At 70.0% G+C, this 25,234-nt stretch carries 25 protein-coding genes; 7 read left to right on the forward strand and 18 right to left on the reverse strand.

The window, feature by feature from the left end; translation table 11 throughout:
• Positions 1–115: 115 nt before the first annotated feature.
• Positions 116–1,141 carry a recombination-associated protein RdgC gene (locus ABIC63_RS23125; RefSeq protein WP_354321525.1) on the reverse strand — a complete coding sequence of 342 codons (1,026 nt, stop codon included), beginning with the start codon at positions 1,139–1,141 and terminating at the stop codon, positions 116–118.
• Positions 1,142–1,297: 156 nt separating this feature from the next.
• On the opposite strand from ABIC63_RS23125, the gene ABIC63_RS23130 reads away from it, so the two are divergent.
• The gene (locus ABIC63_RS23130; protein ID WP_354321526.1) at positions 1,298–2,233 is read left to right on the forward strand and encodes a branched-chain amino acid transaminase; all 936 of its coding nucleotides are present in this window, start codon (positions 1,298–1,300) and stop codon (positions 2,231–2,233) included.
• 5 nt (positions 2,234–2,238) lie between these two features.
• Positions 2,239–2,448, forward strand: coding sequence for a zinc-finger domain-containing protein (locus ABIC63_RS23135; RefSeq protein WP_017758891.1), 210 nt, complete (start codon positions 2,239–2,241; stop codon positions 2,446–2,448).
• Positions 2,449–2,548: 100 nt separating this feature from the next.
• Here ABIC63_RS23135 and ABIC63_RS23140 read toward each other — a convergent pair whose 3' ends face one another.
• The 7 genes from ABIC63_RS23140 to ABIC63_RS23170 form a co-directional block, all read right to left on the reverse strand.
• A complete protein-coding gene (locus tag ABIC63_RS23140; RefSeq protein WP_354321527.1) occupies positions 2,549–3,799 on the reverse strand; it encodes an O-antigen ligase family protein in 1,251 nt (416 codons plus the stop codon).
• 144 nt (positions 3,800–3,943) lie between these two features.
• Positions 3,944–5,128 carry an ATP-binding protein gene (locus tag ABIC63_RS23145; protein WP_294376679.1) on the reverse strand — a complete coding sequence of 395 codons (1,185 nt, stop codon included), beginning with the start codon at positions 5,126–5,128 and terminating at the stop codon, positions 3,944–3,946.
• Between the two features lie 9 nt (positions 5,129–5,137).
• Entirely contained in the window at positions 5,138–5,857 is a 720-nt protein-coding gene (locus ABIC63_RS23150) for a response regulator (protein ID WP_354321528.1), read from the reverse strand.
• 152 nt (positions 5,858–6,009) lie between these two features.
• Positions 6,010–7,665 carry an NAD(P)/FAD-dependent oxidoreductase gene (locus ABIC63_RS23155; protein ID WP_354321529.1) on the reverse strand — a complete coding sequence of 552 codons (1,656 nt, stop codon included), beginning with the start codon at positions 7,663–7,665 and terminating at the stop codon, positions 6,010–6,012.
• A gap of 21 nt (positions 7,666–7,686) precedes the next feature.
• The gene (locus ABIC63_RS23160) at positions 7,687–8,493 is read right to left on the reverse strand and encodes a beta-ketoacyl synthase chain length factor (RefSeq protein ID WP_294376673.1); all 807 of its coding nucleotides are present in this window, start codon (positions 8,491–8,493) and stop codon (positions 7,687–7,689) included.
• A complete protein-coding gene (locus ABIC63_RS23165; RefSeq protein WP_354321530.1) occupies positions 8,490–9,689 on the reverse strand; it encodes a beta-ketoacyl-[acyl-carrier-protein] synthase family protein in 1,200 nt (399 codons plus the stop codon). The genes ABIC63_RS23160 and ABIC63_RS23165 overlap by 4 nt, the downstream gene beginning before the upstream one ends.
• Positions 9,690–9,763: 74 nt before the next feature.
• Positions 9,764–11,098: an AmpG family muropeptide MFS transporter gene (locus ABIC63_RS23170; protein ID WP_294376667.1), complete on the reverse strand. Its 1,335-nt coding sequence runs from the start codon at positions 11,096–11,098 to the stop codon at positions 9,764–9,766.
• A 37-nt stretch (positions 11,099–11,135) separates the two neighbouring features.
• Here ABIC63_RS23170 and ABIC63_RS23175 point away from each other — a divergent pair, with 37 nt between their 5' ends.
• The 3 genes from ABIC63_RS23175 (at position 11,136) to ABIC63_RS23185 (ending at position 13,299) form a co-directional block, all read left to right on the forward strand.
• A complete protein-coding gene (locus ABIC63_RS23175) occupies positions 11,136–12,017 on the forward strand; it encodes a M48 family metallopeptidase (RefSeq protein ID WP_294376665.1) in 882 nt (293 codons plus the stop codon).
• A 38-nt stretch (positions 12,018–12,055) separates the two neighbouring features.
• Entirely contained in the window at positions 12,056–12,727 is a 672-nt protein-coding gene (trhA, locus tag ABIC63_RS23180; protein ID WP_294376660.1) for a PAQR family membrane homeostasis protein TrhA, read from the forward strand.
• 128 nt (positions 12,728–12,855) lie between these two features.
• On the forward strand, positions 12,856–13,299 hold the full coding sequence (locus ABIC63_RS23185) for an META domain-containing protein (RefSeq protein WP_294376657.1): 444 nt from the start codon (positions 12,856–12,858) through the stop codon (positions 13,297–13,299).
• A gap of 39 nt (positions 13,300–13,338) precedes the next feature.
• Here the strand turns inward: ABIC63_RS23185 and ABIC63_RS23190 are convergent, their stop codons facing one another.
• From ABIC63_RS23190 to pyk, 4 genes are all read right to left on the reverse strand, one after another.
• A complete protein-coding gene (locus ABIC63_RS23190) occupies positions 13,339–14,247 on the reverse strand; it encodes a phosphoribosylaminoimidazolesuccinocarboxamide synthase (protein WP_294376655.1) in 909 nt (302 codons plus the stop codon).
• A 158-nt stretch (positions 14,248–14,405) separates the two neighbouring features.
• A complete protein-coding gene (gene fba / locus ABIC63_RS23195; protein WP_043114233.1) occupies positions 14,406–15,470 on the reverse strand; it encodes a class II fructose-bisphosphate aldolase in 1,065 nt (354 codons plus the stop codon).
• 53 nt (positions 15,471–15,523) lie between these two features.
• Positions 15,524–16,444 carry an alpha/beta hydrolase gene (locus ABIC63_RS23200; RefSeq protein WP_354321531.1) on the reverse strand — a complete coding sequence of 307 codons (921 nt, stop codon included), beginning with the start codon at positions 16,442–16,444 and terminating at the stop codon, positions 15,524–15,526.
• 88 nt (positions 16,445–16,532) lie between these two features.
• Positions 16,533–17,978 carry a pyruvate kinase gene (gene pyk, locus ABIC63_RS23205; protein ID WP_294376647.1) on the reverse strand — a complete coding sequence of 482 codons (1,446 nt, stop codon included), beginning with the start codon at positions 17,976–17,978 and terminating at the stop codon, positions 16,533–16,535.
• A gap of 213 nt (positions 17,979–18,191) precedes the next feature.
• Here pyk and ABIC63_RS23210 point away from each other — a divergent pair, with 213 nt between their 5' ends.
• Positions 18,192–19,328, forward strand: coding sequence for a fatty acid desaturase (locus ABIC63_RS23210; RefSeq protein ID WP_294376644.1), 1,137 nt, complete (start codon positions 18,192–18,194; stop codon positions 19,326–19,328).
• Positions 19,329–19,491: 163 nt separating this feature from the next.
• Here ABIC63_RS23210 and ABIC63_RS23215 read toward each other — a convergent pair whose 3' ends face one another.
• The 6 genes from ABIC63_RS23215 to def all read right to left on the reverse strand — a co-directional run bounded on the left by ABIC63_RS23215 (position 19,492) and on the right by def (position 23,885).
• Positions 19,492–20,685, reverse strand: coding sequence for a phosphoglycerate kinase (locus ABIC63_RS23215; protein WP_354321532.1), 1,194 nt, complete (start codon positions 20,683–20,685; stop codon positions 19,492–19,494).
• Between the two features lie 82 nt (positions 20,686–20,767).
• Positions 20,768–21,103, reverse strand: coding sequence for an AzlD domain-containing protein (locus ABIC63_RS23220; RefSeq protein ID WP_354321581.1), 336 nt, complete (start codon positions 21,101–21,103; stop codon positions 20,768–20,770).
• Positions 21,100–21,846, reverse strand: coding sequence for an AzlC family ABC transporter permease (locus tag ABIC63_RS23225; protein ID WP_354321533.1), 747 nt, complete (start codon positions 21,844–21,846; stop codon positions 21,100–21,102). Before ABIC63_RS23225 ends, ABIC63_RS23220 begins: the two co-directional genes overlap by 4 nt.
• Entirely contained in the window at positions 21,846–22,844 is a 999-nt protein-coding gene (fmt, locus tag ABIC63_RS23230; RefSeq protein WP_354321534.1) for a methionyl-tRNA formyltransferase, read from the reverse strand. The genes ABIC63_RS23225 and fmt overlap by 1 nt, the downstream gene beginning before the upstream one ends.
• Positions 22,845–22,860: 16 nt before the next feature.
• On the reverse strand, positions 22,861–23,358 hold the full coding sequence (locus ABIC63_RS23235) for a hypothetical protein (RefSeq protein WP_354321535.1): 498 nt from the start codon (positions 23,356–23,358) through the stop codon (positions 22,861–22,863).
• Positions 23,355–23,885: a peptide deformylase gene (def, locus tag ABIC63_RS23240; protein WP_294376627.1), complete on the reverse strand. Its 531-nt coding sequence runs from the start codon at positions 23,883–23,885 to the stop codon at positions 23,355–23,357. Before def ends, ABIC63_RS23235 begins: the two co-directional genes overlap by 4 nt.
• A gap of 161 nt (positions 23,886–24,046) precedes the next feature.
• On the opposite strand from def, the gene ABIC63_RS23245 reads away from it, so the two are divergent.
• Positions 24,047–25,228 (forward strand): LysM peptidoglycan-binding domain-containing protein, encoded by a 1,182-nt coding sequence (locus ABIC63_RS23245; protein WP_354321536.1) that lies wholly within the window; start codon positions 24,047–24,049, stop codon positions 25,226–25,228.
• Positions 25,229–25,234: the final 6 nt, after the last annotated feature.

Here is a 25,234-nt window from a genome sequence, read left to right on the forward strand (position 1 = left end):
GGTTATCAAATCGGGCGTGCCCTGGCAGCCTGGTTATCCACAGCACGCCACTGCATGAACTAACCATTGACTTTGAACACAGTTGCTCTCCCGCAAGGAGTGAGGGGCTTCATCTTCAGAAGGGCGGGCCGTCGTCGTCGGTCGCCGACGTCGATCCGGGCGTTGTCTCTGCCACCAATTGCGATTCAGCCCGCGGCGCGGCCACCGGCGCTGGCGCGGCTGCCGCCGCCATGCCCGGCGCCATCTCCCCGCCCAGCGCTTCCAGCAACGCGGGCAGTAACTGCCCCAGCTCGCCGGTCACGATGGCGGCATCGGTGTCGAAGCCCTCGTCCTTGGCCTGCGCATCGCTGCCGGCGCCGTCGAACACGCCTTCCAGGAACTGCAGCTTGCGCAGCTGCATGCCCTCGGTCAGCTCGAAGGAGACGCGGTCCTCCCAGGTAAGGGCCAGGCGGGTCGGCCGCTTGCCCTGGGCGATGTGCTCGCGCACCTCCTCGATGTTTAGTGGATGCTTGGCATAGCGCACCACGGCCTTGGAGTCGTCCGTGGCCTTGAGCTCGCAGTCGCGGTCGATGGAAAAGCCCGCCGGTGGCTCCTGCGTGGCCAGCCAGCCGGCCATGGCGCTGCCGGGCTCCACCTGTGTGTGGAAGGCCGACACGCCGAAGCCGTCCAGCGCCTTGACCAGCGCCGTCACCACGCCGTCGGCGCGGGCCTGGTTGGAGGTGTCCAGCGTCAGTCGCCTTGCGCCCGGGTCGATCCACACGGCGATGCGCGCATGGCGGGTGAAGGCCATGGGCAGCAGCTCCTGCGTGATGTCTTCCTTGAGCTGCTTCTTCTCCTTCTTGCCGGGCTGGCGGCCGGTCTGCTGCTCGATCTGCGCGCAGCGCTCGTCGAGCTTGCGGCGCACCACCGAGGCGGGCAGCGTCTTGCTCTCGACCATGTACTCCAGCAGCCACTGGCCGCCGACGGACTCCAGCAGCGGGCCCTCGGCCTGGCCGCGGGGCTCGACCCAGCCGGCGGACGATTCCTGCGTCGCGCCGCAGGGCACGAAGCGCTCCTTTTCCAGCTGCTGCTGGGCGGCGTCGAAGTCGGGCGCCCATGCGGGCTCGATGCGGAAGCTGATGACGTTCTTGAAACGGGGCACGGCAGGTCGGCGGGAAAAACGCGAAGCGGGCGATTGTGCGTGCGCCGCGTGGCCGGGGTCGCCTGCGCGGCCTGTAAGCCCGAGTAAAAGCCCGGGCAGGCCGGCGCCTTAAAATCGCCGGCTCCCCGCATTTCTCCCTGCAAGGACAAGCAAGACATGAGCGCGATCCCCTCGCTGGCCGACCGTGACGGCAAGATCTGGATGGACGGTGAACTCGTCGACTGGCGCGACGCGAAGATCCATGTGCTGACCCACACGCTGCACTACGGCTGCGGCGCTTTCGAAGGGGTGCGGGCCTACAACACCGTCGACGGCACCGCCATCTTCCGCCTCGAAGAGCACACCGAGCGCCTCTACAACAGCGCCAAGATCCTGCGCATGAACATCCCGTTCAGCAAGGAGCAGCTCAACGAGGCGCAGAAGGAAGTGGTGCGGGCCAACCAGCTCGAAAGCTGCTACCTGCGCCCGCTGGTCTGGATCGGCTCCGAGAAGCTGGGCGTGAGCCCCAAGGGCAACACCATCCATGCGATGGTCGCGGCCTGGGCCTGGGGCGCCTACCTGGGCGAAGAGGGCCTCAAGCGCGGCATCCGCGTCAAGACCAGCAGCTACACCCGCCACCACGTGAACATCACGATGACGCAGGCCAAGGCGGTCTCCAACTACAGCAACTCCATCCTGGCCAACATGGAGGCCACGGAAGACGGCTACGACGAGGCCCTGCTGCTGGACGCGGCCGGCTTCGTCTCCGAAGGCGCGGGCGAGAACATCTTTGTGGTCAAGGGCGGCACGATCTACACGCCCGACCTGTCGGCCGGCGCGCTCAACGGCATCACGCGCAACACCATCCTGCACATCGCCAAGGACCTCGGCATCGAGGTGGTGCAGAAGCGCATCACGCGCGACGAGGTCTACATCGCCGACGAGGCCTTCTTCACCGGCACCGCCGCCGAGGTCACGCCCATCCGCGAACTCGACCGGGTGCAGATCGGCATCGGCAGCCGAGGCCCCGTGACCGAGAAGGTGCAGAACGCCTTCTTCGACATCGTCAACGGCCGCAATCCCAAGTACGCCCACTGGCTCACCAAGGTCTGATCGCCATGTCCACTTCCGCCGTCGTCGAACTTGCCGCCAAGGACCTGAACCACCAGGGCGGCGTCTTCTGTCCCAGCCCCAAGGCCGACATGAAGCTGTGGAACACCCATCCCAAGGTGTACCTGGACGTCGCCCGCACGGGCGAGGCCAAGTGCCCGTATTGCGGCACGCTGTACCGCCTGAAGGCGGGCGAGGTGGTGGCCGGCGGCCACTGAGGCCGGCGCCACCAGGGGGCCTCGATTGGCGGGCCCTACGCCAGAATGAAACAAGGCCGCCGGGTCATCCCCGGCGGCCTTGTCGTTTCTGGCGGCAGTGCTAGACCGAGGCGCCTCGCCAGCGCCGTGGCAGCACCTCCAGCCAGACACCCACCGGCTCGCGCGAAAGCCGCAGGAACACCATCCCCACCCACAGCAGCGACAACCCGATCTGCGCGTCCCGCAGGGCCGAGTTGACGCAGCTGGCCAGCAGCATGATGAGCGTGGCGGCGAAGGCCACGCGGCCAGACAGGTCCGGTCGCTTCCAGGCCTGCCACACGGCGCACAGCATCACGGCCAGCAGCGCGGCCACGCCGGGCAGACCGGTCTGTGAGCCCATCCACAGGAAGTCGTTGTGCGGCATGTTGTAGTTGGCCAGCAGGGCCGGGCCGCGCTCGCGCCAGATCTGGTTCCAGGCGCCGATGCCCCAGCCCGCCAGCGGCCGGTCGGCGATCATGCGGCCGGTGACGGTGTACATGTGGTAGCGCACCACCCAGCTGCCCTCGGAGACCGCGCCAGCGCGTGCGGCCTCGATCTCCGACACACCCTGGGCCAGCTTCTGCTCGACCACGGGCGGCGCCTCGCGCAGCGCGAAGCCGAGCACCACCACCACGGCCGCCAGCGCCACGGCCATGCCGCGCCAGTGGCTGCGCCACTGGTGCACGCACAGCAGGGGCAGCACGATCAGCATGGCCAGCAGCGAGGTGCGCGAAGGCAGGTTCCAGTTGACGATGAAGACCGTCGCAGCCGTCAGCGCGAAGCCGGCCACCGCCCGGTAGGGCCGGTGCTCCACCAGCCGCTGCAGCGCCCAGGCGGCCGAGGCGCCGCCCAGCACGGTGTAGAGCAGCGCATCGTTGATCGACTTGTTGCCCACCAGCATGATCATCGGCTTGAGCACGCCCATGGGCGGCATCACGCCGAACTTCATCAGGATGAAATAGAACACCGCCGTGTAGGCGATGTTGAAGAAGGCGATGCCCAGGAAGCCGCGCATCGCCCACACCGCCTCCTCGCGGGTGAGCATCAGGGCCAGCAGGATGGTCAGCGGGATGCGGATGCCGTGCCACAGGTTGACGCCGGTCTCGGCGTAGTGCGGCCCGATGACCAGCACGACCAGCTGCCACAGCACCAGCGCCGCGAGGGGCCAGCGCAGCGGATGGTGGGCCAGGCGCTCCACGCGCTCGCGCCAGTCGCCTGCCACCAGCATCGTCGCCAGCAGCAGCAGGAAGGCCATGTAGTTCAGGCCCACCGGCATGAACACCACCGCGCCCCACAGGCAGGCGGCGGCGCGGGGAAGAAGGGGAAGGCGCATCGGATGGGTCGGTTGGTCGCGGCGTCGGCACGCGCGGGCTGGTGTGCAGCACAAGGCGGCGGGTGGCCGGAGAAAGGCTGCCGATTCTAGGAAGCGACCGTGGCAGGATCGTGCAGACCCTGCGGGCGGCCCGTCGGGCGCGTGTCAGGCGGGCCGTGGCAGCCGGATGGTGAAGCGGGCGCCGCCCGCCGGGCTGCGCGTGCAGCGCACCCCGCCGCCATGCCGTTCGGCGATGGACTTGACCAGCGCCAACCCCAGGCCCACGCCCCCGTCGCGCTCGCTGGCACCGGGCAGGCGGTAGAAGGGCTCGAAGATGCGCTCGCGCAGCGCCTCGGGCACGCCGGGGCCCTGGTCGTCCACATGCAGCATCGCCCAGCCCGGCTCGGCCGCCAGCTCGACGGCCACCGTGCCGCTGCCGCCATGCCGGCGCGCGTTCTCCAGCAGGTTGCGCAGGGCCCGGCGCAGCAGGCGCGACACCCCATGCACCGTCACCGCGTCCAGTGCCGTGCCCGCGGCCAGGCCCAGGTCGGCATCCACGCGGGCGCATTCCTCGGCGGCCAGGCCCATCAGGTCCACCGTCTCGATGGTGCCGACGTCGGCTTCGCGGGCGTCGAGGCGGCTGGCCAGCAGGATCTCGTCGATCAGCTGGTCCAGCTCGGCGATGTTGCGCGAGATCTCGGCGCGGGCCGCGCTGTTGGCCTGGGGGCCCATCAGCTCCAGCCCCATGCGGATGCGCGCCAGCGGCGAGCGCAGCTCGTGCGAGGCATTGGCCAGCAGCGACTTGTGCGAGCGCACCAGCTGCTCCACGCGGGTGGCGGCATCGTTGAAACGGCGGGCCAGGTCGGCCACCTCGTCCTCGCCGCGGTCGTCGACGCGCACCGAGAGGTCGCCTTCGCCGAAGCGCTGCACGCTGCGCTGCAGGCCTTCGAGGCGCAGCGTCAGCCGGCGCACGATGGGGTACAGCCCCAGGCCGGTGGCCAGGCCCACCATGCCCAGCAGCCAGAAGATGCCGGTATGCGGATGGAGCCAGGGCGGCGGCGTGGGCCGGCGGTCGATGCGCGGGCCCAGTTCCATGGTGAACTGCTGGCCGTTGTCCAGCGAGATGGCGAATTCCAGCGGCTCGCCCGGCCGGCTGGTGCGCACCGACTTGCCGTTGGCAAAGGCGTTGTTCTGCGTGTCTCGCAGCGTCACGTCGCGCGGCAGCGGGGCGCTGCGCTGGTCGTCCGCCACCTTCCAGGCCCAGCCCGCCGCCATCACGACCACGGCCACGCCGGCCAGCACGGCCAGCCAGATGCGCACGTAGAGATGGCGGGTGAACAGGCCGACCATGAACCGTTGCTAGTCCTGCTGCTTGGCGAAGACGTAGCCGACGCCGCGCACGGTGAGGATGCGCTTGGGGTTCTTGGGGTCGGCCTCGATGGCCGCGCGGATGCGGCCCATGTGCACGTCGATGGAACGGTCGAAGGCTTCCAGTTCACGGCCTCGGACAGCCTCCATGATCTGGTCGCGCGTCAGCACCCGGCCGGCGCGTTCGGCCATCGCCACCAGCAGGTCGAACTGGTAGGAGGTGAGTTCGGCCGCCTGGCCGGCCACGGTGACGGTGCGCGCATCCCGGTCGATCTCCAGAGAGCCGAAGCGCATGCCACGCGCCGGCTCGGGCCCTGCCGCCAAGCCGCCTTCGCCGCGGCGGCGCAGCACGGCGCGGATGCGCGCCAGCAGCTCGCGCGGCTCGAAGGGCTTGGGCAGGTAGTCGTCGGCGCCGAGCTCCAGGCCGATGATGCGGTCCATGGGGTCGCCCTTGGCCGTCAGCATCAGCACCGGCACCTTGCCGGCCGCGCCGGGCAGGGCACGGATGCGGCGGCACAGGTCCAGGCCGTCGGCATCCGGCAGCATCAGATCGAGGATGACGAGGTCGGGCAGTTGCTGCTCCAGTGCCGCCATGCCGCGCGCGCCGTCGCCAGCATGGCTGACGGCGAAGCCGGACTGGGCCAGGTACTCGACGACCATCTGCGCCAGGCGCTGGTCGTCTTCGATCATGAGCAGCTGTGGGGTCGTCATGGTGAAGGGAATGCTCGCCGCCCGCCGGCAAAGGCGGTTGAAGTCTTCGTAAAGTTGGGTAAACCGGGTTGCATCGCGACGATGCATGCGAAGCGCCTGCCGGCCGCGTCCGCCTCTGCCGCGGCCTGCTGCTTGCCTCGTCGCGTTCGGCCTCAGGCCACCGCGGGGGATCGGGCCAGGTGCTCGAACAGCATCGGTGCCGCGTCGCGGTCGATGGGCGTGCGCGGCATGGGCTGGGCCAGCAGCGCGGCCAGTGCGCCATCGTCCAGCCCGGGGTGCTGGTCCAGCGCCTGCCGGTGGATCTGGTGGGCCAGCGTGCGCAGCTGTGCCACGCACTGGCGCAGCCGGGCCTGGAAGGCCGCCGCGTCGGGCAGCGGCGACTCGCGCAGGCTGGCATTGAGCTCGGCAAACCACGGCAGCGCCGCCTGGTCGAGCATGCGTGCCGCGTTGCGGCGCTCGCTCACCGACGACCAGGCACGCAGGAAGCCCTGCATCGCGATGTTCAGCTGCTGGCAGTGCTGCAGTTCCTCGCGCAGGTTGCCCAGCGTGGCGACGTCGGTCAGCCGCTCGTGGAAGAACAGCTGCGACAGCACGCCCCAGTAGTAGGTGTAGTCCCAGACCACCTTGACCGGCAGCACCTCGGGGTCGCCGAACAGCCCGTATTGCCCCTGGTAGAGCGCGAGCGTGCTGTCGTAGAAGGAGTGGTAGATGTGGTCGTACAGTTGCGCGCGCGCCTGCACCGAGCGGCCCGCGCGGTCGTGGGCGATGAGGTCGCAGATGAAGGTGTTGCTCATCGCGATGAAGTCGCTGCCGGGCGAGTAGAAGGGGTCGAGGAACAGCCCCGCCTCGCCCGTGAGTGCCCAGCGCTCGCCGCTGAAGACCTTCTTGCAGCCGTAGGAGAACTTGCGCATGAAGGCGAAGTCCTGGAGTTTGTCCCGCTGGCCGTCGAGCACGTCGAAGAGCACCGGCTGGTGCTCGGCCAGCCAGTCCATGGCCTTGTCGAAGCTGTCCATGCGCTCCAGCGGGTGGAATGCGGGGTCGGCCACGATGCCCACCGAGTGCGAGCCCGAGGCCAAGGGGATCAGCCACACCCAGTAGCCGGCGCCCACCAGGTGATTGGTCGACAGCCAGCGTGCGGCCGGCGTGCAGCGCGCGCGCCAGTCCGGATCCTGGGCCCAGTCGTCCAGCGTCAGCCGGTTGCCGATGCGGAACCACACGGCATGCGCCTGATGCTCGTTGGGCTGCACCAGGCCGAGCTGGCGCTTGAGCAGGCCAGCGCGGCCGCAGGCATCCACCACCCAGCGGCACTGCGCGGCACGGGGCTCGCCGGCCTCGGTCCATTCGATCCGGTGCAGGCCCTGCGGGGCGGGGTCCAGCGCCATGCGCCGCACCATCGCGTTGTCGACGAAGCGCACGCCCTGGGCGGCGGCCACCTCGGCCAGGTGGTTCTCGAAGATGCCGCGGTCGATCTGGTAGCTGGGGATCGACAGCGGCCGGCTCGCGCCGACCTCGGTCACGGCATCCAGGTCGCGCCGGCCTTCGGAGAAGAAGAAGCGGAAGCCGAACTTGCGCAGCTGTGCTTCATCCAGGTGCTGCTTGAGTCCGAGCACGGTGTCGAAGTAGTGGGCGCCGATCTCCACCGACGACTCGCCCACCTTGTGCGTGGCATGTGGGACCGGGTGGCTTCGGCGCTCCAGCACCAGCACGTCGATGTCGCCGAAGCGCCGCTTGAGCTGCAGCGCCAGCGTGAGTCCTGCCAGGCCGCCCCCCATGATGATGACGTCGTGGGTGGCGGGCGTGGGGTGCATGGACTCTCCTGAAAGGGGCGGTCAGCCTAGCGTGATGTGCAGTGCCAGCGTGTCGGACAGCGCGAGGACCAGCGGCTGGCCGCCTGGGTCGGGACCGCGCGCCAGGGCCTCGAAGAAGGGAAGCGAGTCGGCCATGGCGTTGGGCGGCAGGGCGCGGGCCGCCTCGGACTGCAATGCCGTGGGGATGGCTGCGCCACTGTGTAGTGCGATGGACAGCGTGGCAACGGTGCGCTCGCTGGCCTCGGGGGCCAGCACCATGGCGCCGGCCAGCAGGCCGTGCGTGTCGTGCACCTGCGCCAGCGGGCCGGCCGCTTCGGCATCGAAGCCCACCAGCAGCACGGCCTGGTGGTCGGCGGCGCATTGCGTGGCGGCTTCCAGCAGGCCGGCGGCGAAGCTGTGCGACGACGCGCTGATCGCATTGCTGGCCTGCTGGCAGCCGGTGCCGATGGTCCAGTAGCCCACGGCGGCGTTGTGCACCGAGTTGTGGAACTTGATCGGCGACAGCTGGGTGGGCGCCTGCGCGAGCGTGGCGCACATGTAGTCGCTGATGGCCAGGTCGCCCTGGGCCGAGGTGAAGACGCAGGGCAGGTCGACCGCCGCGCGGCCGGAGCCGGCCACGGCCGCGCTCGCCACTTCGAGCGCCAGCGCCACGGTGTCGGGCGCGCGGCGACGCTCGGCCGGTGCCAGGATCTGCGGGGCCGGGCGGCGGGCGGGAGCTTCGGCCAGGCCCGCTTCGCCGCGGAAGGCGGCGCGTGCAGCCTCCCAGCCAGGCAGCAGCGGATGCCAGAAGGCCGGGCCTTCGACGTAGAGCGTGGGCAGCCGGCTCATTGCACGGCCCTTCCGAAGATCAGCGCGCAGTTGTTGCCGCCGAAGCCGAAGGAGTTGGACAGCACGTGCCGTACTTCCCCCTGGGCCGGCTCGCGGCGCAGCTGCGGGCCACAGACGGCGTCGAACGTCCGCGCGTTGATGTTGCCGGGCATCAGTCCCGTCTCCAGTGCCAGCAGGCTGACGGCGGCTTCGACGATGCCGGCCGCCCCCAGCGTGTGGCCGGTGAAGCCCTTGGTGCTGCTGGCATGGGTGCGGGCCGGGAAGCGCCGCGCCACCAGGGCGGCCTCGACCTCGTCGTTCTTGCTGCTGGCCGTGCCGTGCAGGTTGATGTAGTCGATGTCGTCGGCGGCCAGGCCGGCGCGCGCCAGCGCGTCGTTCAGCGCCCGCTCGGCGCCGGCGCCTTCGGGATGCGGCGTGGACATGTGATGCGCGTCGCTCGCCTCGCCATGGCCCAGCAGGTGCGGGCCGGTGCCGCTGCGCTCCAGCAGCGCAAAGCCGGCCGCCTCGCCCAGGCTGATGCCGCGGCGCTCGGCGTCGAAGGGCCGACAGGGCTCGGGCGACACCAGCTCCAGCGAGTTGAAGCCGAACAGCACGCTGCCGCACAGCGAATCGGCGCCGCCCACCACGGCGGCGTCGGCCAGGCCCAGGCGGATCAGCCGCTCGGCCGAGGCGAAGACCTTGGCGCTGGAGGAGCAGGCGGTGGAGATCGTCTCGCACGGCCCCGTCAGCCCCAGCGCGCGCTGCACGAACAGGCCGGGTGCATGCGGCGTGTGGACCTGCGCGTTGCGCATGGCTTCGGGAAAGCGGCCCTCGGCGTCCAGCCGGGTGTAGGCCTGTTCGGTCTCGCCGATGCTGGAGGTGGAGGTGCCGATGATCACGGCGACGCGGTCCGCGCCGTGGCGCTCGCGCGCGGCCAGGGCGGCGCCGATGAAGCCGTCGGCATTCAGGCCCATCCAGGCCAGGCGGTTGTTGCGGCAATCCCAGGGCGCGAGCTCGGGCGGCAGCACCACGTCCTCGACGCCGGGCACGCGGCCGATCCAGGTGGGCAGGCGCTGTTCGGTCGGCTCGCCGAAATCGTTGGGACGCAGGCCGCTGCGCGAGGCGGCCAGCGCGCTGCGCAGCGCCTCCAGGCCGGTGCCCAGGGCGGTGGTGGCCGTGTAGGCCGTGATGACGAGGGGCGGGATCTTCTGCGGCACGGTGCGGCGGGCAGGTTTCAGGAACGAGGCGGGAGCGTAACAGCCGCCGGGCCCGCGGTGCTGAAGACCTCTCGCTACACGGGTCGGCGGGCGGCCCGCATGGCCAGCGCCACCAGCGCCAGCACCGGCAGGCCCAGCAGCGCCGTGCCGGTGAAGAAGGTGGCGTAGCCGTAGGCCTCGACGAAGGCCCCCGAGAAGCCGGCCACGAACTTGGGCAGCAGCAGCATCAGCGAGCTGAACAGCGCGTACTGCGTGGCCGAGTAGCTCACGTTGGTCAGGCTGGAGAGGTAGGCGATGAAGGCGGCCGAGGCGATGCCGCCGGCCAGGTTGTCGGCCGACACCACCGCCACCAGCGCCGTCACGTCATGGCCGCGGGTGGTCATCCAGGCGAACAGCAGGTTGCTGGCAGCGCTGAGCACGGCGCCCAGCATCAGCACCCGCATCACGCCCAGGCGCATGGCCAGCACGCCGCCGACGAAGGCGCCGACCAGGGTCATGATGACGCCGTAGACCTTGCTCACCGTGGCCACCTCGTCCTTGGTGAAGCCCATGTCCACGTAGAAGGGGTTGGCCATGATGCCCATCACCACGTCGCTGATGCGGTAGATGGCGATCAGCGACAGGATCAGCACCGCCTGCCAGCGGTAGCGGCGCAGGAAGTCGGCAAAGGGCTCCACCAGCGTGTTGCGCAGCCATTCGCCGGCCGAGCGGGCGGGCGGCAGCGGCACGCGCACGGGCTCGGCCGATAGCAGCACCGTCAGCACGCCCACCACCATGGAGCCGGCCATCACCAGGTAGGCCGTGCGCCAGCCGCCGTTCTGGTAGGCGCCGGTGGCGCTGCCCTCGGCCCAGGCCGCCACCCACAGCACGCCGGCACCGGCCCAGATCATGGCCAGGCGGTAGCCTGTCTGGTAGGCCGCCGCCAGCGCGGCCTGCTTGCGGGCCTCGGCCGATTCGATGCGGAAGGCGTCCAGCGCGATGTCCTGCGTGGCCGAGCCGAAGGCCACCAGCACGGCGCACAGCACCAGCGGCTCCAGTCCGGCGCGCGGATCGTTCAGGGCCATGCCCACCAGGCCCGCGATGACCATGGCCTGCGACAGCAGCAGCCAGCCGCGGCGTCGACCCAGCACCGTGGTCAGCGGCGGCAGCGGCAGCCGGTCGACCAGCGGCGCCCACACCCACTTGAAGCCGTAGGCCAGGCCCACCCAGCTCAGGTAACCGATGGTGGCGCGGTCGACACCGGCCTCGCGCAGGCGAAAGCTCAGCGTGCCCAGCACCAGCAGCAGCGGCAGGCCGGCCGCGAAGCCGAGGGCGAACATGCGCAGCGAGGCCGGCTCCAGGTACACGCGCAGGGTTTCGCGCCAGGGTTGCCTGGGCAATTCGGGAGTGACGGCTGGGGGATTGGACATGGAGGAGGAAGGTTGCAACCTTATTATTCCGCCCACCATGTGCCTGCTCTGCGACCTGCGTTCTGCCGCCGCCACCCCTGTCGACGACGAGGGCCCGGCGCAGCCCCGCTGGCAACCCCGCCGGGCCTTCCTGCTGGCGGGCGCCGCTGCAGCCGCCGGCGCCGCGCTGCCGGTGGCGGCCCAGGTCGACGTGGGGCCGCTGTCGGCCGCGCGCAACCTGGTGCCGGCCGATCAGATCGAAGGCGCGGCCGTGCAGCAGTACGGCGATCTGATCGCCAAGGCCCGCAGCCAGCGCGCGCTGGCCGGCCCCGAGCATCCGCAGCTGGTGCGTCTGCGCGGCATCGCACAGCGCCTCATCCCCTACACGCGCCAATGGAACGACCGGGCCGCCGGCTGGAAGTGGGAGGTCAACCTGATCGGCAGCAAGCAGGTCAACGCCTTCTGCATGCCGGGCGGCAAGATCGCCTTCTTCACCGGCATCCTGGACCAGCTCAAGCTCAGCGACGACGAGACGGCGATGGTGATGGGCCACGAGATGGCTCATGCCCTGCGCGAGCATGCGCGCGAGCGCATGGCCAAGACGGCCGGCACCGGCATGGCGCTGCAGCTGGGCGCCCAGTTGCTGGGGCTGGGCCAGCTGGGCGACATGGGCGCACGCGCCGGCACGCAGTTGATCTCCCTCAAGTTCAGCCGCGACGACGAGACCGAGGCGGACCTCGTCGGCCTGGAACTCGCCGCCCGCGGCGGCTTCCAACCCCAGGCCGCCGTCAGCCTCTGGACCAAGATGGCCCAGGTCTCCAAGAGCCAGGGCGGCCTGAGCTTCCTGTCCACCCATCCGACCGGGCCCGACCGCATCCGCGTGCTGGAGCAGAACGTGCCGAAGGTCGAAGGCCTTTACCGCGCCGCGCGACGCAGCTGATGCGCCGGGCGCGGCCTGGCCCTTGCTTGAACCGACTCATGTCCCTTCTCAGTGAACTGCGTGACCAGACCCTCGGCGAGGAGATCGCCAACGCCCTGAGCCACGGCCTGGGCGCCCTGCTGGCCATGGCCTCGCTGCCGATCCTGGTGCACCACGCTGCTGCGCGCGGCCACGTTGCCGAGGTGGTGGGGGCCAGCCTGTTCGCCGGCACGGCCATCGTGCTGTACCTGGTCTCCACCCTGTACCACGCGCTGCCGGCGGGCCGGGCCAAGCTGTGGTTCAACCGGCTGGACCATGCCTCCATCTACCTCTTCATCGCCGGCAGCTACATGCCCTTCGTGCTGGGCGTGCTGCGCGGCACCTGGGGCTGGACGCTGTTCGCCATCGTCTGGGCCGCGGCCGCGGTGGGGGTGGCGGCCAAGCTCTTCGACCGGCTCAAGCACCCGCTGTGGTCCACCGGGCTGTATGTGGCCATGGGCTGGGTGGCGATCGTGGCGGCGGTGCCGCTGGTCGAGCGCATGTCGGGCGCCGGCCTGGCCTGGCTGGTGGCCGGCGGCGTCTCGTACACGGCGGGGGCCGTCGTGTTCCTCTTCGACTCGAAGCTGCGCTATGCGCACTTCGTGTGGCACCTGTTCGTGCTGGGTGGCAGCGTGTGCCACTTCTTTGCCGTGCTCTGGCATTCGGGCGCGCCGGCGGCGCTGCCGGCCTGAGGGGGCTGTTCCGGCCCGCTCCGCAACACGGCCGGGCCTCGCGGTTGCCGGCCTGCGCCGACGCGGCGACACGGTGCCCCCGGGTACGATGCCGCGGCCCCACTTCCCGCCGAAAGGACGCACCCTCCATGCCCGCCATCGCTCGCCGACACCGACTCCTTCTGGCCTTCGCACTGCCTGCCGTCCTGTCGCTCGCGGCCTGCGGCAGCGGCGTCAGCCTGGACGAGCCCATCGAGGGGCCGACGTGGCGCCTGGTCCAGCTGCAGGGCGAGATGGTGGACGGTGGTGGCGATCCGCAGGGCACGCCCTCGGTGCAGTTCGGCAGCGACGGCCGGGCCGTCGGCAGTGGCGGCTGCAACCGCTTTTCGGGCACCTACAGCCGCACGGCCAGCCAGCTGCGCATCGGCCAGCTGGCAGCCACCCGCATGGCCTGCGTCGCACCCGAGCGCGGCCAGCGCGAAATGCAGTTCTTCCAGGCCCTGCAGTCCACGGCGAGCTACCGCCTTCAGGCGCCGGCGCGCCTCGTGCTGCTCGACGGCAGCGGGCGTACGGTGGCGATGCTGCAGCGCTGAGGGCTGCGCCTGTCGCCCTGCCGCCCTGCCGCCGGCTGCTCAGCCGGTCAGGCGTTCCAGCGCCTCGCGGTACTTCGCCGCGGTGCGTTCGGTCACGTCGTTGGGCAGGCGCGGCGCGGGCGGCGTCTTGTCCCAGGGCTTGCCGTTGATGCGCACGGCCTCCAGCCAGTCGCGCACGAACTGCTTGTCGTAGCTCGGGGGGTTGGTGCCGACAGCCAGCGCGGCCTCGTAGCCTTCCACCGGCCAGTAGCGCGAGCTGTCAGGTGTGAGCACCTCGTCCATCAGCACCAGCTGGCCGGTTTCGTCCAGGCCGAACTCGAACTTGGTGTCGGCGATGATCATGCCGCGCTGCAGCGCGATCTCGGCCGCCGTCTCGTACAGCGCGATGCTGGTCTCGCGGATCTGCTGGGCCAGCTGCGGGCCGATCATTTCGACCACGCGCTCGTAGCTGATGTTCTCGTCGTGCTCGCCCACGGCGGCCTTGGCGGCGGGCGTGAAGATGGCGCGCGGCAGCTTGGCCGAATTGACGAGTCCCTCGGGCAGCGGCACGCCGCAGACCTCCCGGTTTTCCTGGTATTCCTTCCAGCCGCTGCCGGCCAGGTAGCCGCGCACCACGGCTTCGACAGGAATGGGCTTGAGGCGCTTGACCAGCATCGAGCGGCCCGTGACCTGCGCCACCTCTTCCGGGCGCACCACGCTCTCGGGCGCCTCGCCGGTCAGGTGGTTGGGGCAGATGCCGCCCAGGCGGTCGAACCACCACAGCGCCATCTTGGTCAGGATCTCGCCCTTGCCCGGGATCGGCTCGCCCATGATGACGTCGAAGGCCGACAGCCGGTCGCTGGCGATCATGAGGATGCGGTCCTCGCCGACGGCGTAGTTGTCGCGCACCTTGCCGCGTGCAAGCAGGGGCAGGCTCTGGATGGAGGAGGTATGGACGGTCGTGGCCATGGAGGTGCCGGGCGGCAGGGTGAAGGAGGAAAGCAGCGCGCGATTATCCGCGGGTGGTGACAGGCCGGTGTCACCGCCTGTATGCGTGTCGCGCGCGAAAAAAAGCCACCGCGCGGGCGGTGGCCGGTCCGGAAGGCGCCGGGCGCCTGTCCGATGGTTTATTGGACGACCTGCGCCAGCTCGCCCTGGGCGTACTTGGCGGCCATCACCTGCAGGCCCGCGCCCTTGATCTTGCCAGCCTGGCCTTCGCAGCCGAATTCCAGGTAGCGCTGCTTGCACACGGCCTTGGCGGCTTCGCGGGCCGGCTTCATCCACTCGCGCATGTCGAACTTCTCGGGGTTCTCGGCCATGAACTTGCGCACGGCACCGGTCATCGCCATGCGGATGTCGGTGTCGATGTTGATCTTGCGCACGCCGTACTTGATGGCTTCCTGAATCTCGGCCACGGGCACGCCGTAGGTTTCCTTCATCTGGCCGCCGTACTGGTTGATGATGGCGCGCAGCTCCTGCGGCACCGACGACGAACCGTGCATCACCAGGTGGGTGTTGGGGATGCGGGCGTGGATTTCCTTCACGCGGCTGATCGCCAGGATGTCGCCCGTGGGCGGGCGGCTGAACTTGTAGGCGCCGTGGCTGGTGCCGATGGCGATGGCCAGGGCGTCCAGCTGGGTGGCCTTGACGAACTGGGCGGCCTCCTCGGGGTCGGTCAACATCTGGCTGTGGTCCAGCTTGCCTTCGGCGCCGATGCCGTCTTCCTCGCCGGCATCGCCGGTTTCCAGGTTGCCCAGGCAGCCCAGCTCGCCCTCGACGGTCACGCCGACCTTGTGGGCCATCTCGACGACCTTGCGGGTCACTTCCACGTTGTAGGCGAAGTCGGCCGGGGTCTTGCCGTCCTCACGCAGCGAGCCGTCCATCATCACCGAGCCGAAACCCAGGTCGATGGCGCCAGCGCAGATCTTGGGGCTGGTGCCATGGTCCTGGTGCATCACCAGCGGGATGTGCGGATAGGCCTCGGTCGCCGCCTGGATCAGGTGCTTGATGAAGTGCTCGCCGGCATATTTGCGGGCGCCGGCGCTGGCCTGGAGGATCACCGGGGCGCCGACTTCGTCGGCAGCGGCCATCACGGCCTGCACTTGCTCCAGGTTGTTCACGTTGAAGGCCGGAATGCCGTAGCCGTTGGCGGCGGCGTGGTCCAGCAACTCGCGCATCGAGACAAGAGCCATGGTGATGTCCTCTTAGATTAATCGTGGAAAAGTGCGAAAAAATTCCAACGATTCTACTGAGCGGGCCTGTGGGACGAGTCCGACGGCGCCAGTCCGAGGAAGCGCAGAAGCGGCGGCATCACCGGTCCGCCGATCCACTGCACGCGGGTGGCGACGGCGCCCATCAGCGTGATGTGGCTGAGGTTGTCGAAGGTGTGGACCTCCACCGGCACGCCTGCCACCTCCAGCTTGCGCGCCATCTGGGCGGTGTTGCGATGCGGGTCGACCAGGTTGTCCCGGCTGGCCGCCATGAGCAGCGTGCGCGGCGCGGCGGCCGAGACATGGTTGATCGGCTGCGATTCGGGCATCGTGCGCGGCCAGTCGAAGGCGCGCTTCACGTCCGGGTCGCCGATGGGCAGGAAGTCGTAGGGCCCGGCCAGGCCGATCCATCCGGCCAGTTGCCGGGGACTCGCCCCGAGCGCCTGGAGCCAGCGCGGATCGAGCGCCACCATGGCCGCGTTGTAGGCGCCCGAGCTGTGTCCCATGACATAGACCTGGGCCGGGTCCGCGCCCAGGCGGGCGGCGTTGTCCAGCCCCCATTTCACGGCCCGTGCGCTGTCCTGCACAAAGGCCGGATAGCGCACTTCGTGCGAGAGCCGGTAGTCGGCCACGGCCACGATGGCGCCGCGCGAGGCCAGCGCCTCGCCGACGAAGCGGTATTGGGCCCGGTCGCCCGTGGTCCAGGTGCCGCCATAAAAGAAGACCACCAGAGGCCGCCGGCCGGCCGCAGGCGCCGTGCGCGCCAGCGGCTGGTACACGTCCAGCCGCTGGCGCGGCTCGCTGCCGTAGGCGATGTCGTTCTGGACGGTGTAGGTGTCGGTGGGCGTGAGCCGGTCGACCAGCTTGATGGGGGAGCAGGCGCCCAGCGAGAGCGCGCCGGCCACGACGGCGAGCGCGGCCGCGACGGTGCGCAGCAGGGGAGGGTGGGAAGGCATGCCTTCCCATACGCAGGCGCCGCCGCTTTGGTTTCCGGCGCGCGCCGCTGTCCTACGCGGCCGGCGGGGCGGCCCGGCTGGCCGGCGTTCAGGACGCCGTGCAGATCCTCAGCATGTTGGTGCCGCCGGGCGCCCCCATCGGCTCGCCGCAAGTGATGGCGTACACATCGCCGCTCTGGACGATGCCGCGCTTCTTGAGGTGTTCCTCCGCCTGGTGGAGGGCGGCATCGCGGTCGTTCTGTGTCTCCGTCAGCAGCGGGCGCACGTTGCGGTAGAGCGCCATGCGCCGCTGCGTCGTCAGCCGCGCGGTCAGGGCATAGACCGGGATGTGCGCCGCATGGCGGCTCATCCACAGCGCGGTGGAACCCGATTCGGTCAGCGCCACGATGGCCTTGGCGCCCAGGTGGTGCGCCGTGAACAGCGCGCCCATGGCGATGGACTGGTCGATGCGGGTGTAGTGCTGGCCGCTGAAGTCCAGGTCGCGCGAGGTGTCCTCGGCCTGCTCGGCCGCCTCGCAGATGCGGCTCATCTCCTTGACGGTCTCCAACGGGTAGCGGCCGGAGGCCGTCTCGGCCGAGAGCATCACGGCGTCGGTGCCGTCCAGCACGGCGTTGGCCACGTCGCTCACCTCGGCGCGGGTGGGCACGGGGTTGGCGATCATCGATTCCATCATCTGCGTGGCGGTGATGACCACGCGGTCCATCTCGCGCGCCATGCGGATCATCTTCTTCTGCAGGGCCGGCACGGCCGCATTGCCCACCTCGACCGCCAGGTCGCCGCGGGCGACCATGATGCCGTCGCTGGCCCGCAGGATCTCCTCCAGGCGCGGAATGGCTTCGGCGCGCTCGATCTTGGCGATCAGCCCCGGCTTGTGGCCCCATTCGGCGCCGGCCACGTTGCAGAGCTGGCGGGCCATCTCCATGTCGGTGGCGTTCTTGGGAAAGCTTACCGCCACGTAATCGGCCTGGAAGCTCATGGCGGTCTTGATGTCCTCCATGTCCTTGGCCGTGAGCGCCGGGGCCGTGAGGCCGCCGCCTTCCTTGTTGATGCCCTTGTTGTTGGAGAGCTCGCCGCCCACCAGCACGGTGGTGTGCACCGCATCGCCGCGCACGCCGTCGACCCGCAGCACGATCAGGCCGTCGTTGAGCAGCAGCCGGTCGCCGGCCTTCACGTCGCGCGGCAGGTCCTTGTAATCCAGGCCCACGGCCTGGACGTCGCCCGGCTCCAGGCGGGCGGCGTCCAGCACGAAGGAGGCACCGGGCTCCAGCCAGACCTTGCCCTCGGCGAACTTGCCCACGCGGATCTTGGGGCCCTGCAGGTCGGCCATGATGGCCACCTCGCGGCCGGCGCGGCGGGCGGCCTCGCGCACCATGGCGGCGCGGTCGATGTGGTCCTGGGCCTGGCCGTGGCTGAAGTTCAGGCGCACCACGCTGACCTTGTGGACGATCATCTGCTCGATCAATGCCGGCGTGCTGGACGCCGGGCCGAGCGTGGCGACGATCTTGGTGGCGTGGCGGGGAATGCGGGGGGCCATGTGCGGGAGTCTCCAGGTCGCGCCGCCCGAAAAGCCCGGGCGGCGAAGAATTCTCACCCAAAGGCCCGGAGGTGCCTGGCGCTGCTCCCATGCCGTCAAGGAATAGGGCTTATCGGCATGACATGCGGGGCCGATTTGACGGCCGTCATCCTCGGGAAAGCCGCATCGGTTATCGTCGACGGTTGTCCAGATTCGAAAACCGCCTATTTTTCAATGGCTTACAGACCCGAACTCTCGCTGCCCGAGCCGCTTGAGCCCAGCGCGCCGCTGCCGCACCGCAAGATCATCCGCAGCTGGCTGACGCCCCTGGCGCAGCGCAGCACTTGGCGCGCCTTCGCGCTCCTCACGCTCGACTACCTCCTCTTCTTCGGCCTGATGGCCGCCGTGGTGCTGGTCGATTCCGTCTGGCTCAAGCTGCTGGCCGCCCTGGCTGCCGGCTTCGTCATCGGCCGCCTGTTCATCATTGGGCACGACGGCTGCCACCAGAGCCTGACCGAGAACCGCCGCCTCAACAAGTGGCTGGGCCGCATCGCCTTCCTGCCCTCGCTCACGGCCTACAGCCTCTGGGACATGGGTCACAACGTGGTGCACCATGGCTTCACCAACCTCAAGGGCGTGGATTTCGTCTGGGCGCCCATGACGCAGGATGAGTACCGCGCCATGTCGCCGATGCGGCGCGTGGCCGAGCGCATCTACCGCAGCGGCTGGGGTCCGGGCCTGTACTACGCCGTCGAGATCTGGTGGGCCAAGATGATGTTCCCCAGCAAGAAGATCATGGGCAATACCTACCGCCCGGTCTTCACCCGCGACTGCCTGCTGGTCAGCGGCTTCGCGCTGGTGTGGATCGCCGCCCTGGTCGGCGCCGCCTTCGCCAGCGGCCAGTCGGCCTGGCTGCTGGTGCTGCTGGGCTTCGTGGTGCCGATGGTGTTCTGGTTCAACATGATGGGCTTCGTCATCTATGGCCACCACACCCACGTCAAGGTGCAGTGGCACAACGAGAAGGCCGCCTGGCAGCGCGCCCAGCCCTTCGTCTCCACCACCGTCCACCTGACCTTTCCGTTCCGGATCGGCGCGCTGATGCACCACATCATGGAGCACACCGCCCACCACGTGGACATGAGCATCCCGCTGTACAAGCTCAAGGAAACGCAGAAGGTGCTCGAGCAGATGCTGCCCGGCCGCATCATCATCCAGCGCTTCTCGTGGAAGTGGTACTTCGACACCGCCCGCGCCTGCAAGCTGTATGACTTCACGCGCCAGTGCTGGACCGACTTCAAGGGCCGCGCCACGAGCGAGCTGCGCTCGTTGGTGCCGCCGCAGGCGGCCGAAGCCGTCGCCCGTCCGGCCTGACGTGACGACCTGATCCCCCGCAGCGGCCTGCCGCCGCGTGCGGCGACAAAACAAAAAACCCGGTGCCGCAGCAATGCGGACCGGGTTTTTTGTTGGGCGGACAGCTTGGCTGGCAGGTGAGGCGGTGGCGGTACCCAGGCGCCGCCGCGCCGCCTCCGGACGCTCAGCCCGCTGCGCGCTTTTCCAGGATCTCGAAAGCCGGCAGCTTCTTGCCTTCCAGCACTTCCAGGAAGGCGCCGCCGCCGGTGGAGATGTAGCCCACGTCCTTCTCGATGCCGTACTTGGCGATGGCCGCCAGCGTGTCGCCGCCGCCGGCGATGGAGAAGGCGCTGCTCGCCGCGATGGCGCGGGCGATGGCCTCGGTGCCCTTGGCGAAGGCGTCGAACTCGAACACGCCGACCGGGCCGTTCCAGACGATGGTGCCGGCCTCGCGCAACTGGGCGGCGAGCTGCTCGGCGGTCTGCGGGCCGATGTCGAGGATCAGGTCGTCCTCGGCCACCTCGGTGGCGGGCTTGACGGTGGCGGGCGCGTCGGCCGAGAAGCTCTTGGCCGTCACCACGTCCACCGGGATCGGCACGGCGGCGCCGCGGGCGCGCATGGCCTCGATCACGGCCTTGGCCTCGTCGACCAGATCGGCCTCGGCCAGCGACTTGCCGATGGGCAGGCCGGCGGCCAGCATGAAGGTGTTGGCGATGCCACCGCCCACGATCAGCTGGTCCACGTTGGCGGACAGGCTCTTGAGGATGGTCAGCTTGGTGCTCACCTTGGAGCCGGCCACGATGGCCACCAGCGGCCGCTTGGGCGCGGCCAGGGCCTTGGTGATGGCGTCGATCTCGGCCGCCAGCAGCGGGCCGGCGCAGGCCACGGGCGCGAACTGGGCGATGCCGTAGGTGGTGGCCTCGGCGCGGTGGGCGGTGCCGAAGGCGTCGTTGACATAGATGTCGGTCAGGGCGGCCATCTTGCGGGCCAGCGCCTCGTCGTTCTTCTTCTCGCCCTTGTTCAGGCGGCAGTTCTCCAGCAGCACGACTTCGCCCGGCGCGACCTGCACGCCGTCGGTCCAGTCGGCCACCAGGCGCACGTCGCGGCCCAGCAGCTCGCCCAGGCGCTGGGCGACAGGGGCCAAAGAATCCTCGGGCTTGAAGGCGCCCTCGGTCGGGCGGCCCAGGTGGGAGGTGACCATCACCGCCGCGCCGGCGTCCAGCGCCATCTGGATGCAGGGCACCGAGGCGCGGATGCGCGTGTCTTCGGTAATGCGGCCATCGTCGTCCTGCGGAACGTTCAGGTCGGCGCGGATGAAGACCCGGCGGCCCTGGGCCTTGCCTTGTGCACACAGATCGGAGAAGCGGATGACGTTCATGGTTGCGGCTTGGGAGGAAGTTGTCTCGGCGCCGTCCGCGTGCGGGACGGGCAACAGGCCATTGTAGGGAGCGGCTTTGCCGCTACCAGCCCAATCCCAGGTGCAGGGGCAGGTACACCGCCATGCCGCCGGCCATCGTGATGAGGGTGCTGCGCCGCCAGAAGTACAGCGCCGCGCCCACGGCGGCGGCGAAAAGGCGCGCATCCTGCCAGGAGGGGACCAGGTGCCCGCCGCTCATCACCACCTCGGGCGCCACCACGGCGGCCAGCGCGGCCACCGGTGCGTAGCGCAGGGCCCGGTGCACCCAGGCCGGCAGCGGCAGGCTGCGCTCGCTGATGAAGAAGAAGCAGCGCGTAACCACGGTCACCACGGCCAGGCCCAGAATGATGGCGACGGTCCACGGATCGGTCTGCATCAGCCCGCCTCTCCGGTGCGGCCGCGGGCCAGGCGGCCCAACTGCTGTTCGAGCCAGAAGCAGGCCAGCACCGCCAGGCCGATGGACACCACGATGTTCAGCCGCAGGGGCAGGGCGTAGGCCGCCACCGCGGTGGCGCTGGCGATGAGCAGCGCCAGCACCTGCAGACGGGTGGTGACCATCGACGCCAGGATGCCCACCAGCGCCAGCACGCCGGCGAAGCCCAGGCCCCAGCGCCGGGGAATCAGTTCAGCAAGCGCGACGCCGGCGAGGCTCAGCAGGATCCAGCAGCTCCAGTTGACGGTGTAGCCGCCCACGAGGTACGCCTCCTGGTCGTCGCGCTCGGCCTGGGTCGTGGGTGGCTGCGGATAACGGCGGGTGAAGACGGCATAGCTCAGGTCGCCCGTCAGGTAGCCGTGCACCAGGCGACGCCAGCGCGGCATGTGCATCAGGTAATGGCGCAGGTGCAGGCTGAAGACGACGAAGCGCAGGTTCACGCAGAAGGCGGTGGCCAGGATCACCCAGGCGGGTGCACCCGCGACCAGCAGCGGCACGGCGGCCAGCTGGGCACTGCCGGCATAGACCAGCAGTGTCATGAGCACTGCTTCCAGCGGCGACAGGCCGGCCTTCACCATGGCCACGCCGGTCATCAGGCCCCAGGCGCCAATGCCCAGCGCCACCGGCGTCATCAGCCGGGCGCCCTCGCGGAAAGCCAGCCGCCGGCGGAGGGCGGACGACCAGAACATCAGGCCAGCACCGTGCCGGCGGCCAGGGGCGCCCCGCGCAGGAAGTCGGCCGCCGCCAGGCGCTTGCCGCCGGCCCGCTGCAATTGCGTGGCCACCAGCAGGCTGCCGCCGCCGGCCGCGATGACGACACCGTCGGCATCGGCGCGCAGCACGGTACCCGGCACCGGGCCGGTGGCGCCAGCCGCGGGTTGTGCACGTGCCGCCCAGATCTTCAGCGGCTGGCCGTCCAGCTCGGCCACGGCCCCCGGGAAGGGATCGAAGGCGCGCACCCGGCGGGCCAGGGTGGCGGCGTCCTGCGTCCAGTCGATGCGGGCCTCGGCCTTCTCGATCTTGTGGGCGTAGGTCACACCCTCGGCCGGCTGGGGCGTGCGCGGCAGCGGCCCGGTCTCCGCCTGGCGCAGCGCCTGCACGATCAGCCGACCGCCCATCGCGGCCAGCCGGTCGTGCAACTGGCCGGTGCTTTCCTGGGCGCCGATGGCGAGGGATTCGGCCAGCAGCATGTCGCCCGTGTCCAGGCCGGCGTCCATCTGCATGATGGTCACGCCCGTTTCGGCATCGCCGGCCTCGATGGCGCGGTGGATCGGGGCCGCGCCGCGCCAGCGGGGCAGCAGGCTGGCGTGGATATTGAGGCAGCCCAAGGCCTGGGTGCCGGCCGGCGCCCCTTCGCCCTGGCCGGCCATCAGGTCCAGCACCCACTGCGGCAGGATCAGGCCGTAGGCGGCCACGACCATGGCATCGGCCCGGGCGGCCGCCAGCTGCTCGCGCGCCTGGGCGGCGTCCTCGGGGTACTTGCCATCCAGGCGCAGGCTGCGTGGCTGGGCCACCGGCCATCCCCGGGTCAGGGCATGCGCCTTGACCGGCGAGGCCTGCAGCTTCATGCCGCGGCCGGCGGGGCGGTCGGGCTGAGTCAGGACCAGGGCGATCTCCATGCCGGCGGCATCCAGGGCTTCGAGCGCCACGCGGGCGAATTCGGGCGTGCCCGCGAAGACGATCCTCATCGGTGGGGAAATGCTTTCAAGGACGGTTGGGCGGCACGAAGCGCAGGTCGTCGCCCGTGTGGTAGCGGCGCACCACGCCCTGGGGGTCGATGTAGATGTAGAGCAGGCGCGGTGTGTTCAGCTGGCGGTAGCGCCACTGCCATACGTCGCCCTGGAACGACCATACGCGCGAGATCTCCTCCGGCCGGCCGAAGGCGCGCAGCACGTCGGCCACCCGCCACTGGTCGACGAGGATCTGGCCGAAACGGCCTTCGTCGAGCGCCTGCGTCACGGCCACGACGCGGCCACCGGCGTCCAGGTCGACGTTGTTGACCTCGAAGCCCGCGGGCTGCCGGGAATACTGCAGGCGTTCGCCCGCGGGCAGCGCATAGGTGGCGGTGGGCGCGCCGAGTCGCTGCAGCACCTCGCCGCGGGAGGTGCCCGGTGGCACCCATTGCGGTTCGCTGGCGCAGCCCACCAGCCAGGCGGCGGCGGCCAGTGCGCACCCGAGGGCGAGGCGACGGCCGGTGCTCATGCGCTGCGCCGCCCGCCCTCGCGTTGCACGTCGCGCTGGGCCTTCAGCAGCTTGGTCTTGATGCGGTTTCGCTTGAGCGGCGACAGGTATTCGACGAACACCTTGCCCAGCAGATGGTCGAGCTCGTGCTGGATGCAGATCGCCAGCAGGCCCTCCGCCTCGATGGTCTGCGGGTTGCCGTCGGCGTCGAGCGCTTGCACGCGCACGGCGGTGGAACGCTCCACGCCGTCGTAGATGCCCGGCACCGACAGACAGCCCTCTTCGTTCATGACCTTCTCGTCGCTGGCCCAGACGATCTCGGGATTGATCAGCACCAGCGGCTCGTTGCGCTCCTCGGACACGTCGATCACCACCAGGCGCTCGTGCACGTCGATCTGCGTGGCGGCCAGGCCGATGCCGCTGGCCTCGTACATGGTCTCGAGCATGTCGGCCACCAGGGTGCGGATGCGCGCGTCGACGGCCTGCACGGGCTTGGCCACGGTGTGCAGGCGCGGGTCGGGATAGCTCAGGATGGTTCGCAGGGCCATGTCTCTTACGGAAAGTTGTGGCTATTTTCGCCATTTCGACCCCCGCCCGACGCCGCTGCGCCCGGATGACGTTGCTGCCGGCAGGGCTTGCGCGCAAAATCGTTGCAAATTGTGAGTATTCGCTACTCCCGCCCGCGCCGTGGCAGGATGGCGCGCCGACCATGTACCACCTTCGACTGCCTGCCATCCACCTTGCCGCCGCGGCCCTGCTCGGTCATTTCGCCGCCCACGCGCAGAACTACCCGGTGACGCCGGCTCAGCGGGCCGTCGCGCAGCAGACGGCCCAGCAGGGCGTGCCCCTGTCCGAACTGGCGCCCAACGCGCCCGACGAATACACCGTCAAGCGTGGCGACACGCTCTGGGCCATCTCGAAGATGTACCTGCTCAAGCCCTGGCGATGGCCCGAGCTGTGGGGCATGAACCTCGGCGAGATCGCCAACCCGCACCGCATCTATCCCGGCCAGGTGCTCTACCTCGACAAGACCGGGGGCCGCGCCCGCTTGAGTCTGCGTCGCGGCCTGGGCGGCAGCGGCGACACGGTCAAGCTGTCGCCGCGCACGCGCTACGACTCGGCGGCCAACCTCGCACTGCCCACCCTCGATCCCAGCCGCATCGACGCCTTCCTGACCGAGCCGCTGGTGGTCGAGGAGGGCACGCTGGCCGCCGCCCCGCGGATCGTGGCCGGCAACGACGAGCGGGTGCTGCTGTCGCGCGGCGACCGCGCCTATGTCCGCGGCCAACCCGGGGCGCCGCTGGTCGAGCCGGCAGGGCCGCTGCCGCAGTACCGCGTCTTCCGCAATGCCACGCCGCTCAAGGATCCGGGCACGGGCGAGATCCTCGGCTACGAGGCGCAATACGTGGGCCGCGTGCGCCTCGTGCGCGGCGAGTCGCAGACGCCGGCCACCGACTCGGCGCCGGGCGTCGCGGTGCCGGCCTCGGTCGACGTGATCGCCGCCCGCGAGGAGATGCGTGCCGGCGACCGCCTGTTGCCCGAGCCGCCCGAGCAGCTGATCAGCTACGTGCCCCGCGCGCCGGCCCAGCCGGTGGAAGGCGGCCGCATCATCTCGATCTACGGCAATGGCGTGCAGTACGCCGGCCAGAATCAGGTCGTGGCCATCAACAAGGGGCTGCGCGACGGCATCGAGAGCGGCAACGTGCTGGCCATCCTCAAGAACGGCCAGACCATCGTCGACCGCACCGGCGGCGACAAGGAGACGCTCAAGCTGCCCGACGAACGCATCGGCCTGCTGATGGTGTTCCGTCCCTTCGAGCGCGTCTCGTACGCCCTGGTGCTCGAGATCACCGACACGCCCCGCGCGGGCGACCGCCTCACCAATCCCTGAACAACA

The organism is Pseudacidovorax sp. 1753 (assembly GCF_040544975.1).
Classification (GTDB): Bacteria; Pseudomonadota; Gammaproteobacteria; order Burkholderiales; family Burkholderiaceae_C; genus Xenophilus.

What these genes read in the sequence shown, in the direction of transcription:
- ABIC63_RS23155 (WP_354321529.1), bottom strand. Translation starts at nt 7,665, where the DNA reads ATGCACCCCACGCCCGCCACCCACGACGTCATCATCATGGGGGGCGGC.
- ABIC63_RS23140 (WP_354321527.1), bottom strand. Translation starts at nt 3,799, where the DNA reads ATGCGCCTTCCCCTTCTTCCCCGCGCCGCCGCCTGCCTGTGGGGCGCG.
- ABIC63_RS23200 (WP_354321531.1), bottom strand. Translation starts at nt 16,444, where the DNA reads ATGCCTTCCCACCCTCCCCTGCTGCGCACCGTCGCGGCCGCGCTCGCC.
- ABIC63_RS23175 (WP_294376665.1), top strand. Translation starts at nt 11,136, where the DNA reads ATGTGCCTGCTCTGCGACCTGCGTTCTGCCGCCGCCACCCCTGTCGAC.
- def (WP_294376627.1), bottom strand. Translation starts at nt 23,885, where the DNA reads ATGGCCCTGCGAACCATCCTGAGCTATCCCGACCCGCGCCTGCACACC.
- ABIC63_RS23215 (WP_354321532.1), bottom strand. Translation starts at nt 20,685, where the DNA reads ATGAACGTCATCCGCTTCTCCGATCTGTGTGCACAAGGCAAGGCCCAG.
- ABIC63_RS23150 (WP_354321528.1), bottom strand. Translation starts at nt 5,857, where the DNA reads ATGACGACCCCACAGCTGCTCATGATCGAAGACGACCAGCGCCTGGCG.
- ABIC63_RS23170 (WP_294376667.1), bottom strand. Translation starts at nt 11,098, where the DNA reads ATGTCCAATCCCCCAGCCGTCACTCCCGAATTGCCCAGGCAACCCTGG.
- ABIC63_RS23135 (WP_017758891.1), top strand. Translation starts at nt 2,239, where the DNA reads ATGTCCACTTCCGCCGTCGTCGAACTTGCCGCCAAGGACCTGAACCAC.
- ABIC63_RS23235 (WP_354321535.1), bottom strand. Translation starts at nt 23,358, where the DNA reads ATGAGCACCGGCCGTCGCCTCGCCCTCGGGTGCGCACTGGCCGCCGCC.
- ABIC63_RS23245 (WP_354321536.1), top strand. Translation starts at nt 24,047, where the DNA reads ATGTACCACCTTCGACTGCCTGCCATCCACCTTGCCGCCGCGGCCCTG.
- ABIC63_RS23160 (WP_294376673.1), bottom strand. Translation starts at nt 8,493, where the DNA reads ATGAGCCGGCTGCCCACGCTCTACGTCGAAGGCCCGGCCTTCTGGCAT.
- fba (WP_043114233.1), bottom strand. Translation starts at nt 15,470, where the DNA reads ATGGCTCTTGTCTCGATGCGCGAGTTGCTGGACCACGCCGCCGCCAAC.
- ABIC63_RS23185 (WP_294376657.1), top strand. Translation starts at nt 12,856, where the DNA reads ATGCCCGCCATCGCTCGCCGACACCGACTCCTTCTGGCCTTCGCACTG.
- ABIC63_RS23190 (WP_294376655.1), bottom strand. Translation starts at nt 14,247, where the DNA reads ATGGCCACGACCGTCCATACCTCCTCCATCCAGAGCCTGCCCCTGCTT.
- trhA (WP_294376660.1), top strand. Translation starts at nt 12,056, where the DNA reads ATGTCCCTTCTCAGTGAACTGCGTGACCAGACCCTCGGCGAGGAGATC.
- pyk (WP_294376647.1), bottom strand. Translation starts at nt 17,978, where the DNA reads ATGGCCCCCCGCATTCCCCGCCACGCCACCAAGATCGTCGCCACGCTC.
- ABIC63_RS23145 (WP_294376679.1), bottom strand. Translation starts at nt 5,128, where the DNA reads ATGGTCGGCCTGTTCACCCGCCATCTCTACGTGCGCATCTGGCTGGCC.
- ABIC63_RS23210 (WP_294376644.1), top strand. Translation starts at nt 18,192, where the DNA reads ATGGCTTACAGACCCGAACTCTCGCTGCCCGAGCCGCTTGAGCCCAGC.
- ABIC63_RS23225 (WP_354321533.1), bottom strand. Translation starts at nt 21,846, where the DNA reads ATGTTCTGGTCGTCCGCCCTCCGCCGGCGGCTGGCTTTCCGCGAGGGC.
- ABIC63_RS23130 (WP_354321526.1), top strand. Translation starts at nt 1,298, where the DNA reads ATGAGCGCGATCCCCTCGCTGGCCGACCGTGACGGCAAGATCTGGATG.
- fmt (WP_354321534.1), bottom strand. Translation starts at nt 22,844, where the DNA reads ATGAGGATCGTCTTCGCGGGCACGCCCGAATTCGCCCGCGTGGCGCTC.